General features: G+C 49.0%; 13 protein-coding genes. 4 read left to right on the top strand and 9 right to left on the bottom strand.

Annotated features, from left to right (window positions below; genetic code table 11):
• Window positions 1-80 precede the first annotated feature (80 nt).
• The 6 genes from BWI97_RS12705 to BWI97_RS12680 form a co-directional block, all read right to left on the bottom strand.
• Window positions 81-599, bottom strand: a complete 519-nt coding sequence (locus BWI97_RS12705) for a low molecular weight protein-tyrosine-phosphatase (RefSeq protein ID WP_102201247.1) — start codon at window positions 597-599, stop codon at window positions 81-83.
• 488 nt (window positions 600-1,087) lie between these two features.
• Entirely contained in the window at window positions 1,088-1,384 is a 297-nt protein-coding gene (locus tag BWI97_RS12700) for a septum formation initiator family protein (protein WP_094810649.1), read from the bottom strand.
• A gap of 99 nt (window positions 1,385-1,483) precedes the next feature.
• Complete coding sequence (eno, locus tag BWI97_RS12695; RefSeq protein WP_094810647.1) at window positions 1,484-2,764, bottom strand: phosphopyruvate hydratase; 1,281 nt, start codon at window positions 2,762-2,764, stop codon at window positions 1,484-1,486.
• A gap of 173 nt (window positions 2,765-2,937) precedes the next feature.
• A complete protein-coding gene (gene udk, locus BWI97_RS12690) occupies window positions 2,938-3,609 on the bottom strand; it encodes a uridine kinase (protein ID WP_094810645.1) in 672 nt (223 codons plus the stop codon).
• Between the two features lie 64 nt (window positions 3,610-3,673).
• Window positions 3,674-4,978 (bottom strand): D-alanyl-D-alanine carboxypeptidase/D-alanyl-D-alanine-endopeptidase, encoded by a 1,305-nt coding sequence (locus tag BWI97_RS12685; protein ID WP_146010929.1) that lies wholly within the window; start codon window positions 4,976-4,978, stop codon window positions 3,674-3,676.
• 115 nt (window positions 4,979-5,093) lie between these two features.
• Window positions 5,094-7,706, bottom strand: a complete 2,613-nt coding sequence (locus tag BWI97_RS12680) for a T9SS type A sorting domain-containing protein (RefSeq protein ID WP_102201245.1) — start codon at window positions 7,704-7,706, stop codon at window positions 5,094-5,096.
• Between the two features lie 192 nt (window positions 7,707-7,898).
• On the opposite strand from BWI97_RS12680, the gene BWI97_RS29220 reads away from it, so the two are divergent.
• Both BWI97_RS29220 and BWI97_RS12675 read left to right on the top strand, forming a co-directional pair.
• On the top strand, window positions 7,899-8,675 hold the full coding sequence (locus BWI97_RS29220) for a DEAD/DEAH box helicase (RefSeq protein WP_369679131.1): 777 nt from the start codon (window positions 7,899-7,901) through the stop codon (window positions 8,673-8,675).
• A complete protein-coding gene (locus tag BWI97_RS12675; protein ID WP_369826567.1) occupies window positions 8,582-9,802 on the top strand; it encodes a helicase-related protein in 1,221 nt (406 codons plus the stop codon). Before BWI97_RS29220 ends, BWI97_RS12675 begins: the two co-directional genes overlap by 94 nt.
• A gap of 48 nt (window positions 9,803-9,850) precedes the next feature.
• Here the strand turns inward: BWI97_RS12675 and BWI97_RS12670 are convergent, their stop codons facing one another.
• On the bottom strand, window positions 9,851-10,435 hold the full coding sequence (locus BWI97_RS12670; RefSeq protein ID WP_102201244.1) for an outer membrane beta-barrel protein: 585 nt from the start codon (window positions 10,433-10,435) through the stop codon (window positions 9,851-9,853).
• Window positions 10,436-10,785: 350 nt separating this feature from the next.
• On the opposite strand from BWI97_RS12670, the gene BWI97_RS12665 reads away from it, so the two are divergent.
• Together BWI97_RS12665 and BWI97_RS12660 are read left to right on the top strand one after the other, a co-directional pair.
• Window positions 10,786-13,611, top strand: a complete 2,826-nt coding sequence (locus BWI97_RS12665) for an outer membrane beta-barrel protein (protein ID WP_102201243.1) — start codon at window positions 10,786-10,788, stop codon at window positions 13,609-13,611.
• A 25-nt stretch (window positions 13,612-13,636) separates the two neighbouring features.
• The gene (locus tag BWI97_RS12660) at window positions 13,637-14,398 is read left to right on the top strand and encodes a GLPGLI family protein (RefSeq protein WP_094810633.1); all 762 of its coding nucleotides are present in this window, start codon (window positions 13,637-13,639) and stop codon (window positions 14,396-14,398) included.
• Between the two features lie 171 nt (window positions 14,399-14,569).
• Here BWI97_RS12660 and BWI97_RS12655 read toward each other — a convergent pair whose 3' ends face one another.
• Window positions 14,570-15,661, bottom strand: coding sequence for a ferredoxin--NADP reductase (locus tag BWI97_RS12655; RefSeq protein WP_094810631.1), 1,092 nt, complete (start codon window positions 15,659-15,661; stop codon window positions 14,570-14,572).
• 170 nt (window positions 15,662-15,831) lie between these two features.
• Window positions 15,832-16,041, bottom strand: a complete 210-nt coding sequence (locus BWI97_RS12650; protein ID WP_094810629.1) for a hypothetical protein — start codon at window positions 16,039-16,041, stop codon at window positions 15,832-15,834.
• Window positions 16,042-16,181: the final 140 nt, after the last annotated feature.

The raw sequence follows: 16,181 nt of genomic DNA, 5'->3' as shown, positions 1-16,181 counted from the left end.
TGGAATTCGGAGCAAAGGTAATTTGAAGGAATCAGAATCGGGATAGAAGTTTATGAAAAGCGGTGGATAAAGGTCCGCTCTTAACCCTGGCGAGCCGTTAAGCCATGCTGCTCAACAATCCAGTCCAGTAGTTTCTTTGTACTACGCTCGGCAATCTGGTAAACTTCTTCGAAAGCTTCATCCGCCTCGTAATACGGATCGGGCAGGGAAGGAATGGTCATGCTGGACGTATCCACCAGCGGGTCAAATTTACGTAAGAGAAATACCTGCTCGTGACGGGGATATGCCCCGCTGAATTGGTGAGACATGGCCTGAATGTTATCGAAGTTCGAATCGTCCATGCCAATGATGTAATCAAAATCCACAAAATCAGACTTGCGAAGTTGCTTGGCCCGGTGATCAAGCTGCAGCCCATGCGACTCCGCATTCCGGCGGGTACGGTGATCAGGACGATTACCAATTTCGTAAGTACTCGTTGCCGCAGAATCGCAGTAAATCTGATCGGACAGACCGCGTTCTTGCACCGCTTTTTTGAACAAAGCTTCCGCCAGCGGCGAGCGGCAGATATTTCCCAGGCAAACAAAAAGAACGTTAATCATTGCATTGTTTTTAATGGGCAGTTTTCAGTTTTCAATGCTGAAAATAGATCAATTAGTATTTCCTGACTAGAGGGTGTTAATCTAAGGGGACTATCCATAATGCTACTTAATCGGTAGGGCTCAGATCGTCTGGTAGGCTCTTCGCTGTTCCAGGTTTGTAATCTGGAACTTAACGGTTGTGCATTGGCAAGGCATGGGAGCTTTACAAATCGCTTTCGGATTGCAAAACCGGGCAGTTGGAAACTGCTTAATGGTGGGTATAAGTTTGGAAACTTGCACCAGTTGTACCTCTTTAATCAAAACCCCAACCCCGGAGGGGTTCCATGTGTTTAGCCCCGTATGCAATGCGGGGTATGCCCGGTAGACACAGCTTACCAACGTTCAACATCCGCAGCAAATACTACGGCCAACGCACTAAAACCTAATCTTACAGGTTTCAACCCTTAAACCAATCTCAACCTTCAACCCTACCTAGAAACCTCAAATCCTCACTCCACCGGATTCCCCTGCTCATCCACCAGTACAAACACCTCTTCGTTTTCCTTTTTCATGTGGTACTTTTCCCGGGCAAACGTTTCCAGCGATGTGGGCGATTCGTTGATGGCTTTTCGTTCGTCGTGTACCCGGACGATTTCCTTTTCCATGAATTTCTTCTGCTCCTTCAATGCAACCAGTTCACGACTCATTTCCCACTGTTTGAGGGGGCTGTAGTCGCTAATACAGATCATGACGAACCAGACGATTGCCGCCAGGATACGAAATTGAGAGGGCTTGAAACGAGACATAGTCGAGAGGGGATTACACCTTTGTAACAAAAAAATGGGCTATGGGTTTAAGCTCTCCGAAAAGAACCCAAGCCCATAGCCCAAAAGACTGCCAGCGAATTAGAACGCTTTCAAGCCGGGGAAGTACGCTGAATCGCCCAGTTCTTCTTCGATCCGGATCAATTGGTTGTATTTCGCCATACGGTCGGAACGAGAAGCAGAACCCGTTTTGATTTGACCCGTATTCAGAGCAACGGCCAGATCAGAAATGGTAGCATCTTCGGTCTCGCCTGAACGGTGCGACATGATGTTGTTGTAGCTGTTACGCTTGCCGAGGTTTACGGTATCGATCGTTTCGGTAAGTGAACCAATTTGGTTTACTTTCACCAGTACGGCGTTGGCTACACCTTTTTCGATACCCATTTCCAGACGCTTCACGTTGGTTACGAACAAGTCGTCACCCACCAGCTGCGTTTTTGAACCGATGCTGTCGGTGAGGGCTTTCCAGCCATCCCAATCGTCTTCGGCCATACCGTCTTCGATGGAGATGATGGGGTATTTGTTCACCCATTCCGTCCAGTATGAAACCAGTTCAGAAGACGTCAGTTCGTCTTTCGTTGATTTCTTAAAGATATATTTACCCGTTTCTGCATTGTAGAGTTCAGATACGGCCGCATCCATCGCGATGAATACGTCTTCACCCGGACGGTAACCGGCTTTTTCAATCGCCTGTAATACCGTTTCCAGAGCTTCTACGTTCGACTGAATGTTCGGAGCAAAACCACCTTCGTCACCTACGTTGGTTGAGTATCCTTTTGATTTCAGTACACCTTTCAGAGCATGGAATACTTCCGTTCCCATACGGAGGGATTGCGAGAACGTTTCAGCTTTAGCCGGAACTACCATAAACTCCTGGAAGTCGATCGCGTTATCGGCGTGAGCACCACCGTTGATGATGTTCATCATCGGTACGGGCAGCGTATTGGCGTTAACACCACCGATGTAACGGAACAGGGGCAGACCCGCTTCCTGAGCCGCCGCCTTAGCGATTGCCAGCGACACGCCTAAAATGGCGTTAGCTCCGAGTTTGCTCTTGTTGGGCGTACCGTCCAGCTCGATCATGATCTTGTCAATCATGTTCTGCTCGAATACAGAAATACCAAGAATTTCAGGGTAGATCAGTTCATTGACGTTTTCAACGGCTTTCAACACGCCTTTACCTAAGTATACAGACTTGTCGTCGTCGCGAAGTTCAACCGCCTCGTGAACGCCCGTAGAAGCTCCGGAAGGTACAGCAGCCCGACCCAGGAAGCCATTTTCGGTGCGAACGTCTACTTCAACGGTTGGGTTGCCACGCGAATCCAGAATCTGGCGAGCGTGTACGTACTGAATCGTACTCATAGAAGAGAAAAGTTTATGGTTATTTCCTGTCGTGAAAAGAGATGAAAGAGGGAAGGCAAGTGACCTTCGCGAACCACGTCCGCTTTCTTTGATCCCGCAAAATGCCCTGCAAAGTAACGCATTTTGCCAGTGGTCTGAAAGTCCTGAAAAATCAATTTTCCGGAGAAGCCTTTTTACCGAGCCTGTTCAGGGTCAATTGTACCCGGATTTGAGCTTCCTGACGTAGTAATCAGCATTCTCAGGTAATGGACCAGCAAGTCCAGCCCTTTTTCAAAGTGTTCGTTGTTGGGAATGACAATATCCGCCTGAGCCCGGAAGGGTTTGATGTATTTCTGATAGGTTGGTTTGACGTGGTGCTCCCAGCGGTACAATACGTCGTTGATGTCGTAACCCCGTTCTTCGGCATCGCGACGAATCCGGCGGTTCAGCTTCACCTTGTTTTTAGCATCGATGAAGACTTTCAGATCCAGCATGTTCGCAATTTCTTCGAAGTAGAATACGAAAATGCCCTCCACCACAATGATGGGCGAAGGCTGGAACGTCAGCAAGGCCGGAACAATCTCCGGGTTGTTGAACGTGTATTCCAGTTTTTGCACCAGTTTCCCTTCCCGAAGGTCGTGAATGTGCTGAGCGTACTGCTGAAAATCAATGGACTCGGGAAGATCAAAATTATGGACACCGTGCCGGTCCAGCGGAATTTCGTGCCGGGGCCGATAGTAGTTATCCTGTGAAATTAATGTGATTTGTTCCTGGGGAAAAGCCGCTAAAAGGCTTTTCAAAAACAACGTTTTACCCGACGCACTACCACCCGTAATGCCAACAATGAAAGGTTTTTGGGACTGCATGTATTGTGGATTTCCGCGACAAAAGTACGTAAGAAATACGGATAATAAGTACGGAACGCTTGCTTCAATACTGCTCGTGAATGGCCGTGAGTACGCGTTCAACTTCCTTGCGTACCTCACTCGTGGGTCGGTTGAAGTTATTATTCATAAAACTGACCAGTAGTGTTTTACCCGTTTTGGTCAGCAAATAGCCACTCAGGTTGTAGCAGGCGGATAGCGAACCCGTCTTTCCAAACAGGTACGGTTTCCGATCGGCGGAACGGTAGCTATTCCGAAGCGTACCACTTTGCCCACCCACTGCCAGTAGCGGAAAAAGCCGCTCGCGGGGCATTTCGGCGAGTAGTTTTTCCAGTAACGCCACGATACTGCGGGGCGTGAAGAGATTGTAGCGGGAAAGACCCGAACCATCTACCCAGTGTGGAGCATCGGGCAGATCCCTTAGGTGGTTGTTGAGCATGTAATCAATTGCCGTACCGGGATCGAAGGGCTGTTCGAGTCTGGCACAAACCAGTAACAGAATCTGCTCCGCCAGGAAATTATCCGAGGGCTGAAGCATGCGTTTAAAAAGCGTATCACTCGCCACCGAACGCAGGGGCTGGTATACTTTCGACGTAAAAGCGGGTAACGACGTAATGGGTTTTTGCAGCGTATCACTGAGTAACTGCAGGGTTACTTCCGTCGAAGTCCGGAAAGGTACGTCCTGTTCATACCGCAGGGGAATCGGTGCCTTCGTACCGTAAAACAGGTTTTCGGTTTCCGCCCTGCGAACCTGAAAATCCCGACGCAATGTATCCAGTGTATACCGGAATTGGCTGGGATTGGCTTGTACCGATTGGGCCGATTTTCGGGTAAACCGAACGACATTGCCGTATACGGGAAGGCTGGTTCGTTCGGCCTGGTAATAGTCGTTGTAGTCATCCCAGGCCCAGCCGGGGCCGTAGGGTTTAAGGAGCGGATTGCCGGGCCAGAAGTACAGCTTTTCCGGACGGGATTGCAGAAAATCCACCACTTTGGTACTCGGCAGATTAGGATTGAGCAGTGAAGGATCGCCTGTACCCCAGAAAATCAGTGAATCCTGCTGAACGACGTATCGCAGGGCTTCGACCGAATCGCCCAGCATTTTCATTCCCGCATAAAAGGTAAAAAGCTTGGTGTTGGATGCGGGTACAAAATAGCGTTCGGCATTGTGCTGGTAGACCACCTTGCGGGTATCCGCATCCAGAATCATCAGTCCGGCGTGGTGATGCTGAAAGGCAGCCGACTGCCAGAGCGTATCCAGCAAAGTAAGCGACGGCCGCTGACGACTGACGCGGCAGGAAGACTGCCCAAGCAGGACCAGGCAAAGGAGGCAATACCAGAGAAATTTCATGGGAGAAAGGGTAATTCGTGCCTTAAAGGTACGCGTCACTAGTTTAAAGAAAGAGTGTAAGGAGCACAAAAAAGCCGGGTGAGGAAGGCACCCGGCTTTTCGTAAGCGTTCGTTTTTATTTGGCAATCACGACCCGTCGGGTAATGACTTCGGCATCCGTCTGGAAGCGAATCAGGTACGTACCCGCGGGCAGGTTCGTCAGCGGGAGGCGTTCCCGCAAGGAACCCGGATTGGCGATGGTTTTTTGATAAAGCGATTGGCCGAACAGGTTCGTTACGGAAAGACCTAACGATTGGGTGACTGAAGGAAAGTCCGCTTCCACCAAAAATTCACCCGTATTACTAGGATTCGGAGATACCGCTATCGTGGCCCGTTGCAGCGTAGGCTCCACTGAAGTAACGACCGGTTTTGCCCGCTGAATGTATAAATTATCGATGCTCCAGCCCCAGCCATGCGAAAGCTGATCGGCAAATAAGCGGAAACGAACCAGTACCTGCTGCCCCGGACTGAAATAACCCGAACCCAGCATGTTGACTTCCCGGCGTTTGTACAGGCCTGCCGTACCGGCGTAGGTAGAGTTTTCGGCTCCGTTCGCCCGGACGAGTTGCGAATTATAGGCCGTGAGCCATTCGTTGTTGGCCCGGGCATCCCAGCCCTCATCAAAGGGTACCCAGGTTTTGCCACCATCCCTTGACCCTTCCACTACTACATAATCATAGAAGTCGGAACTACCGAAAATAGAACCTGCGGCTCCCGGTTCGACCAGACAGATTTCATCGAACCGAATAAAGGGGTCCTGATCCGAAAGCCGGATGGGCTTCAGTAAGATATAGGTATAGTTCGCTTCGTAACCCTGACTGGCGGGGCCATCGACGTAGGGGTGATCGGAATGAATAGCTGCATCAAGAAAACCCGTCGGCGTAGTAATCTGGAATCCATTCCCCGAAAAATCATTCGCTGCGGTCGTCGCATTGAAATCATTGACGTACTCCGAAACCGCAGTACCCACGCCCGCTACGTTGACGGTGAAGTACCCCGTGGCCGGTAGTGTAGCCTGGTTACGGGCTTTAGACCGGTCACGAGCTACGATTCGGTATTCAATTTTATCGCCGCCTTTAATTCGTCCCGATGCAAACGTTAGTACGCCGACCGCGTAGATGTTGTTGCTGCGAACGCCATTGGTGACGTAGTAGCCTAAGCGAGGCATGGGTACCGAAGGCTGAGCTACGCCATTGATCCGATAATCAATATAAGTGGTATCAATACCAAAATCAAAGTCATCAAAAACATCGGCAGTCAGAATCAGCGAATCTGCTGTGGATAAAATCGTTGATTGGGGAACGTGCGTAATGGTGGGTGGCGTATTGTCGGTACCAATGCGGAAGGTCCAGAGAGCCCGGCCGGGAGCTTCGGCGGGGCTAGTGAAAACGCGGTTGGAATTATCCTCGGCCGTAATCCAGTAACGGATGATTCGGGGGGTATTCGCCGCCGCCAGCGTATACGTATATTCCGAACCCGACTGGGTCATGTTGACAGTTGTCGCATTCGCCCGGGTCGTATCGTTGATCGTGTAGGAAAGCCGTACGTTCCCTTTCAACGTAGTATCACTAACGACCGTTGCCCGGAAGGTAATGGGTCGTCCGAGTAAATCTTCCGAATCCCGTAGGCGTTCGTGCAGGATAGAGGTAGATTTCCAACCCATATCCGTAAAGATGTTCATGACGATGGGACCCGGATTCTGGTTGACTTCTCCCCGGGCCAGCGAGGGCGTCATCAGAGCATTGGCCGTACCCGTACGGTAGGTCGTTTCATCGAGGTGTGAAATACTTGATCCGACGCTGTAAGTGGTGGGAGCGTATAGTTTCGGTTTCGTACCGCCATTGCGTTGCGTGGCAAGGGGTCCGTTGAAGAACAGGTTGTTACTGGTCAGTTGTCGGTACAACTCGTTGGAAGGATTGCTAAATAGCGTTTGATCGATGAGCTGCTGATTAGTAGCATTCACTACAAAATGGTCGAACGCTTCGGGATAGCCGTAATTCGAATCATTGCCCCAGACGCCGATTGGGTTTTCAGCGTAGAAAGAACTCGTAAAGCCTAAACCGTGGCCCAGCTCATGCGTGACGACGGTGACCAGATCCTGACGACCCCGTGAACCGTTGGCCGCTCCATCCGTACCCAGATACCAGTTTACCTGACTGTTGCTATTAAACTGACAGTAAATATCGGGTTGATCGCCGTTGAGATTCTGACGGGCTAGTTTCTCGGCTAATGCAATGGGATACGCGGTGTTTGCTTTCAGGGCTCCCTGCACGCCAGCTACGTACGCGTACGGGCGGGCCCCACCTAGCACGATGGATCCGTTGGCAGTACCGCCCAGGTTAGTCCAGATGGCTCGAACGCGAATGGGAACGGGGGATACAATCAGGGAAGACCAGATATCGACGGCGTATTGAAAAGCCGTGCGGGCACTATCCGAAAAACCTTCGTATTCGACAATGATCTGGGCTGTCGTCGCGGTGGTACGTCCGCCGCGTCGCCGCAGAAATTCCGGTGGAGGACCAATACGACTATCGGTCTGACCGGTTGAATAACAAACGGTTCCTTTCGCGGGTAAGAAGATCAGGTCAGAGGAAGCAGTCGTACGAATTTTCTTGGCTTGTGGCAACGTTCTCTGACCCCAGGTCAGTCCACTAACCAAGCAAAAACATAAGAGTAAAATTTTTTTCATAGCACGAGTAAGGTAATCTTTCTAACGATACAAATTCTATCTGTGAATTGTTTTTACAATCCTTGCGTAAGAACCCAGAAAGGATTCTCTTTCAATTACGCGATTTTATAGTCAAACGCGGCACAAGCTCGTGTTATTTTTGGACAAAATTTAAGGAGCCTGGAAAACTGGAAAAAGAGGTAGCTTTTGACCATGACGATTGACGAACTATTAAAGCAGGTATGGGGGTACGATGCTTTTCGACCCATGCAACGGGAAATTATTGAATCAGTACTGGCCGGGCATGATGTACTGGCCCTGCTGCCCACGGGAGGAGGAAAATCCGTCTGCTTTCAGGTGCCGGCCCTGGCTCAGCCGGGCTTGTGCCTCGTCATTTCGCCTTTGATTGCCCTGATGAAGGATCAGGTGGAAAACCTGCGAAAACGCGGTATTCACGCCGAAGCCGTGTACTCGGGCATGAGCTACCGACAGATTGATCATACGCTGGATGCCTGTATTTACGGTGATGTGAAATTTCTGTACGTATCACCCGAGCGTTTGCGAACCGAGCTGTTTCGGGTACGGGCCAAGCAAATGAAAATCAACCTGATTGCAGTGGATGAAGCCCACTGCGTATCGGCCTGGGGTTACGATTTCCGACCACCGTACCTGCAAATCGCTGAGTTCCGGGAGCTTTTCCCCAAGCTGCCCTTGCTGGCTCTGACGGCCACGGCTACACGAGAAGTCAAAGCCGACATCGTGCAAAAACTGGCCATGCGGAACGAGCGGATTTTCAGCAAAGCTTTGCCCGGCCTAATCTTTCCTATTCGATTATTACGACGGAAGATAAGGAAGTACGCTTACAGAAAATCCTTACCAATGTCCCCGGTACCTCCGTGGTGTACGCCCGGAGCCGCCGCCGTACGCAGGCCATTGCCAACGAACTCAGCCGCCGGGGTATTCCGGCGACGTTTTATCACGCGGGCTTAAGTGCCTCGGACCGAGCCATGCGGCAGGAAGCCTGGCTTAAGGGGCGTATACGGGTGATGGTGGCGACGAATGCCTTTGGGATGGGGATCGATAAACCCGACGTGCGGACGGTCATTCACCTGGATTTGCCGGATACCCTCGAAGCCTATTTTCAGGAGGCCGGACGCGGCGGTCGGGATGGGGAAAAAGCCTACGCCGTAGCTCTGGTAGCTCCGGGGGATGGAAAAGAGTTGGTTAAACAGGTAGAGCAGCAGTATCCCGAACTGGATTTTGTCCGCCGGGTTTACCAATGTCTGGCGAATTATTTCCGGCTGGCCATTGGAGCGGGTGAGGGGAGTAGTTACGATTTTGATCTGAATGACTTTCAATCGACGTTCGGACTGGCTACGACCGATACCTACTACGCCCTGAAAATTCTGGAAAGTGAGGGATTCATTCAGATGAGTGAATCGTATCACAATCCGTCCAAACTGCATTTTACGGTCAATAGCCGCGAATTATACGAATTTCAGGTACGCAACGAACGCTTTGATGGCTTCACGAAACTGCTGTTACGGATGTACGGCGGAGCCTTATTTACGGAATACCTGATTATTTCGGAATCCGCCATCGCTAAAGCTTTTCTGGTACCAGAAGCCGAAGTACGGACGCTGTTGTATCGGCTCGAAGAACTGAATGTGATTGAATACGATCCGCAAAAAACCAAACCGCAGCTAACCTTCATTACGGCCCGGTACGATGCCGCTGGCCTGCCGCTTTCGGTACGGGCCATTGCGGCCCGCCGCGACCGCGACTTGAGCAAAGTACAGGCCATGATTGCATACGTGGGCAACACGACCCGTTGCCGAACGCAGCTATTACTCGAATATTTTGACGAGTCTACCGATTACGAGTGCGGGATTTGTGATACCTGCGTGGCTCGAAAAAAAGCCCGTCAAACGGCGGGCTCGATGACGCAGGAAAAGCAACGAATCGTAGATGCATTAGCGAGTGGACCCATTACCATTCAGCAATTAGTGGCTCGTTTAGCTCCGAAGAATGAAAACGCTTTTCTGTTACTTGTTCGGGAATTAGTGAGTGAAGAAGTAATGGCGTATGATGCGTTGGGGAATTTGTATTTGCGATAAGGTTTAAATGAAAGAGCCGACTCATCCATAAGTCGGCTCTTTTTATATCTATTTCTTACCAAAAATATACACAAGCCCTGCATTGAATTGCAAATAACGCTCAGTCCTAGCCAAGCCAATGTCTATGTATTTTTTCTTTTGAAGTAGAACATTATATTCGCTTTCAACAAATAACGAAATGTCCTGTTGAATGGGAATTTGTAATCCAAGCTTCGGCGATAAGCCAAAGAATGAATCAGTATCCTTTGCGTAACGAGTGTCTATTTTTCGGAAATGAGCACCGACTTTAAGGCCCACGTAAGGTTTAACTCCCTTTTCTGTTAAAAAATACTCCGCTGTAGCTGTAACTGGGGTGAGAACATATCTGATGTATTCTTCTGGTACCGAAGGGTCAGGTTGACCAGGAATTAATATCTCCTTTCGGGCAAATCGCGTAGCGGTTACACCTACAGCAAATTTAGAATTGACAAAATAGCGAGCCTGTAATCCGAATCCCCACATGGGTTCAAAGGCTGGATCTTTAGGCGTTTTTATCTCATAAGAGCCGTATATGCCGGCCTGAATTTGCCCCTGTACCGGCGAGAAAACGAATGAAAATAAGAGTATACAAAAGCCAGTAATAAAGAATTTCATAGTAGCGTTGGATAAAGTTGAATCGCGACAAAATAAAAACAGCCTTCCCTAAAAACAATCTTTAAATTCTAATTTTTCCTGAAAGCAATAAGTAGGAGCTAGAGTAATGTCCATTTTCTAATCATGTCTATAAAGAGGAATATTATATTTTATCTGAAGAAGATAGATTTAACATAAATTCATACAATGGAATGCAACCTTGCCTTTACTTTTCTCATCTTTCCAACAAATGCCATTAAGCAACGATATTTTCCGTTTAACACATTTTAACTAATCTATTCGTTGTTAAACTAAAAATCTCGTTCATCTTTAGCCCTCTGATTGAACTCCTCCCTATCTAAACCTTCTTTATGCGTTACCTTCTACTGAGTACCTTTCTGCTCTTACTGGCTTTTTGTGCCCATGCCCAAACGCGTGTGGTGGTGAAGGGCCGTATGGTCGATACGACAAATGCAGCCTTACCCTTCACGACTGTCATGTTATTAACGCCCAAGGATTCGGCTCTGGTGAGCTACGCCCGGGCGGACGAAAAAGGAGCGTTTGAATTCAAGAATGTGAAGCGGGGAACGTACTTGCTCAAGACTTCCTACACCGGTTATTTACCTTTTCAGAAAGAGTTTACACCCGGCGAGGCAGCGGTTACGGATTTGGGTGAGCTAACCATGAAGCCCATTTCCAAAGAGCTCTTTGAAGTAGTCGTGAAAACGGCAAAAGCTCCTTTGAACATTCGCGGTGATACCATTGAATACAACGCCAGCTCCTTTAAAGTACCACCGGGATCAACGGTAGAAGATCTGCTGCGGCGATTGCCCGGTTTTCAGATTGAACAGGATGGGAGTATCCGGGCTCAGGGGCAGGAAGTGAAACGCGTAACCGTTGATGGGAAGAACTTCTTTGGCGGCGATCCTAAAACTGCTACCAAGAACCTGGGAGCCGAAACCATTGATAAAATCCAGGTATATAACAGTAAGTCCGAGCAGTCGAAAGCAACGGGTATTGACGACGGCAAGAAAGAAAAAACCGTCAACCTGGCCTTGAAAGAAGAGTATAAAAGAGGAGGGTTTGGAAAGATCAAAGCAGGAGTGGGTACGGACGAACGCATAGATGTTCGGGGGAACTACAACAAATTCGACGATAAGCAGCAGTTTGCTGTCGTTGGGTTCGGCAACAATATCAATCAATCGGGTATGAGCTGGGATGACCGTCAGGATTTCTACGGTAGTTCAGCCTACCGTTGGGATGAAACGGATTTTGGCTTCGGCGGAGGATTGACCGGCAGTGACGGCGGCGGCGATGGGGTCATCATTCAGGGCGGCAACGTCATCATTATGAATGGTGGGGGCGGCGACCGGGGTTTCAACAATTCGTACGCCGGGGGTCTGAACTACAACTACGAAACCAAGAAGAAAAAATTCAGCTCCAACTACTACTATAACCAGCGTCGGAACTGGATCGATCAGGTTTCCAAACGGCAGAGCATTCTGGCAGATAATGAATTCGAGACCAATACGACGTCTAATGAATACACGAAAAATGATAACCACCGCGTACAATTACGGTACGAGGATAATCTCGATTCACTCAATACACTGATTCTGATTGCGAACGGTACGATCAATAACCAGACGTATACCCAGGGTAAACAGGAAGAAAACCTGCGGTCAGGAGGACGTTTGACGAGCCAGACCACGCAGGATAACCGGAACACCAGCCAGACGATCAATTTCTCTGGTTCGGCCCTGTACCGGCATAAATTCAAGCAAAAAGGCAGAAGCTTTGCCGCCAGTGCTACTTTCAATCTGAACAATGGCGATGCAGACGGACTGCAAAAATCGGACAATGAATTCTTTGTGCCGGCTGAAACAGGTGCTTTGCCGCCCCGTCAGCTCAACCTGCTAACGGACAACACCAATCGTCAGAATCAGATCAGGACCAGCTTGTTCTACGTACAGCCCGTGACCAAACGAATTGCCTGGGAAAGTTTTTATAACTTCGGAGTACGGCAGGATAAGGTAGACCGCAACGTGTATGACCAGCAGGAAGGTAATCGGCGAAACGATACGCTGAGTCGCTACTACACCAATCAGGTTATGCACAACCGGCTGGGTACGGGTTTTCGCTACAACTACAAAGGCCTCAACATCGGAGCCGGACTGGCGGGTATTCAAATGAACATTTCGGGACGGTTTGCAACGGATCAGAACGCGAGCCAATTCATGAATGTCGATCGATCCTATACGGTGGTTGTACCCGGTGTTAATATGAACATCGATCTGAAAAACAACCGCTACCTGTACATGGATTACTCCGGCAGCGTGCAGCAGCCTTCGGTTCGTGATCTGCAACCTATCATTGATTATTCCAACCCGCTTTACATTACGCAGGGAAATCCGGACCTGAAACCTACGGTCAGTCATAACGCGTACGCCGGTTTTCAGTATTTTAACCCGTCGTCCTTCACGCGGTTTTTTGGAAACATCAACTACTCGTACAACGTCAATCAGGTCGTCTACAGCCAAACCATCGACTCGTTGCTGATTACCCGCACGAAACCCATTAACCTGACGGGTGGACAGAATTATGGAACGTACCTGAACGTCGGTTTCCCACTGAAGAAAAACAAGGCTAACATTGGGTTAAATACCAGTATTAACTTTGGTCGTAGCTATACGCTTATTAATGAAATCCAGAACCGGACCAACAGTAATCGTTATAACTGGGGACTCAACCTGGACCTGACGCCGAGCGAAAACTTTACGTTCTACGGAAATGCCAACTGGTCGTATAACCTGGTGAAATATTCGATTAATACGGGCCAGAATCAGAACATCTGGAATTCCAGCTACAGCGGGCAGATGAACGTGAAAGGTCCTTGGAGCATGTATTTCAACGCGACTTTTAACTACAACATTTACAAAAATGACCGCTTCGGACTGGATCAAAACATCCCAATTTTGAACATGGCCGTGTATAAGTTATTGGGTAAGAGCAAGAAGTCAGAAATTCGCCTGTCGGCCTACGATGTCTTCCGCCGCAACCTCGGAATCAACCAGGGAGCCTCCGGCAACTTCTTTACCCAGACGCAGGTACAAACCATTACCCGGTATTTCATGCTCAGCTATACGTACAACATGCGGGGCATCAAAGCCAATCTGCGTAATAATGGTGGGTTCTAAGTCAAGCACTGTATTCAACGAATCAATGAAAAAGAAAGTCATACAAACCCTGATCCTGCTCGTAACAACGCTTTCGCTGGTACAGGCTCAGGACATTGAAGGGGTCGTGAATTACGAACGGAAAACGTACTGGACCAAGCTCATCGCCAAACTGCCTTTTTTGAGTCAGGAAGAAAAGGATCGGGCAAAGATGATGTGGGGGAACGACGACGAAGAGAAAACGAAACTAAAACTGGTCTTTACACCCGCTCAAAGTGTGTACACCTATGAAAGCGAACAGGGCGAAACCGACGATGGTCGCTGGTCGTGGCGGCAGGACGACTACCTGGTCCAACGGGATTTTGACAAGGAGATTATTACGGAATGGCATGAAATGGGGGGCAAAACCTACCTGATTCAGGATTCACTCAAAATTCCCAAGTGGAAAATACTGAATCAGTTGAAAGACGTTGCGGGCCACGTGTGCATGAAAGCGGAGATGGAAGACCCGGCCAATCAGCAGAAAATTGTAGCCTGGTTTGCCGATGATTTACCCGTGTCGGCGGGTCCCGAACGGTTGTTTGGCTTGCCGGGAATCATTCTGGAACTAGATTATAATGATGGAGTCACCGTAGTAACGGCTACAAAAATTGACCTGAAGAAAGTAGAGCCGAAGCAATTGGTCTTACCGAAAATGAAAGGAAAGAAGATCAATCTGGCCGAACGCGACCGGATCATTAAAGAACACATCAAAGACAGTATCAAGGCTCAACGTAATCCGTATTGGGGCATTAAACCTTGGAATTAGGAGAATTTAGGGTTTTGTGTTTCGTGTTTTGAGTTAATTATCGGGCCACGTAGCATCGACAGCAATCTAATCGGGTAACCATGTGTGTGCTCTAACATCGTTGTACAAAAATGAGGCACCAGTAATCATGGCCGTTGTAACTCTAAACTCTAAACACAAAACCCTAAACGCTTACTCAATTTCCACCACAACCCCCTCGGTCAGCGGGTGGGCTACGCAGGTGAGTACAAAACCGGCGTCGATTTCCTGCGGGGAAAGGCCATCTTCTTCGTCCATGAGTACCTTGCCCGATTTGCAACGACCCATACAGGCCGTACACATCCCAGCCTGGCAGGAGTAAGGTAGATCAATGTCCATTTCCAGTCCTGCTTCCAGAATCGTCTGGTGAGGCTTTACCTCCACTTTGTATTCAGCCCCTTCGTAGATGATGGTCACGCTACGGGTTTTGAGTTTACTATCGTCTTCATCTTCCACGACTTCCCCGTGTGTATCTTTCGAGGGAGCAAAGCTTTCCTTGTGAACCTGATCTTTAGCTACACCGAGAATGGATAAGGCGTTCTGTACCTCTTCCATCATGCCGTCGGGTCCGCAGATGTAGTATTCCGCCGAACGGGCGTTCACACCGAATTCGTCCAATAAACGAATGGCCGCCTGTTGATTAATCCGACCCGTACGTTCATCCCAGCTTTGGGGCTGGCTCAGTACGTGCACCACTTCCAGGCGATCGCCGTACTGGTCCTGCAACTGCGAAAGCTGATCACGGAAGATGATCCCCGTTTCGATACGACTGCCGTAAAAAAGCGTGACTTTAGACTGGGGTTCGCCGGGCAGGGCCGTTTTGATCATCGACATTAGCGGCGTTACGCCACTACCCGCACCGAAAAACACCAGATGACGGCCTTTGTTGGATTTGAAAAAGCTCAGACCGCCCGTTTTCTGGGCTTGCGGCTCGTACACAAAATGGCCCATCGGCTCCATCACTTCGATGACATCACCCACTTTTACCTGATCGTTGAGGTAATTGGAGACCAAACCATTGGGCAGCCGTTTGACCGTAACCGCGATGGAAGCATCTTTGGTGGGCGAGCTGGACATGGAGTACGCCCGACGTAATTTTTTGCCTTCGACGGTGACGATCAATGTCAGAAACTGACCAGCTTTATACGGAATAGTGGCGTGGGGTGGGTGCCAGAAGTGAATCGTAACGGTATCCTCCGTTTCACGAACGACCTCTTTTACCGTTAAATGAAAATATTTGCTCATTGGGAATAATTAACCGTTGGCAGTCAACACAACTAGAGACGTTGACCATGTATGAAAATCAGAGAACGCATCGGAAGAATTCTCTGCTGAAAAACGAAAAGCAAAGGTACAGTCGAGAATGAAAAAACCTGTCCTTGCGAGACAGGTTAACGATAGAAAGTACGTTTCAATTATTTATAACTGGGACAGCCGCAGCCTTTGTCTTTTTTCCGGAACAAACCCCACATGAAACCTTTCTTTTTGCGATACGACCGTCGCTTCCGAGCGTGGGCCTGTTCGGTTTGTACCGTGGTGCCCGACGAAGGGCTTGGAGCTGAAGCGGAGGCGTACTCAGGCAACACCATAGCTCCAATCAGTAACGTGAATATCAGCTTTTTCATTGGATCATGTCGTTTACAGGATAGTAACGCAAAGTACGGACGGTTTAGTTTTCAGTTTTTAGTTTTCTGTTTTCAGAAACTAGTCTCACGTTGAGCTTATTACTGCGTGAGACTTCGTGCCTTGGTACCTTCGTGGCAAA

It is taken from the genome of Siphonobacter sp. BAB-5405 (genome assembly GCF_002872335.1).
Taxonomy (GTDB): domain Bacteria; phylum Bacteroidota; class Bacteroidia; order Cytophagales; family Spirosomataceae; genus Siphonobacter.
This window is presented reverse-complemented; position numbering and strand designations above follow the sequence as displayed.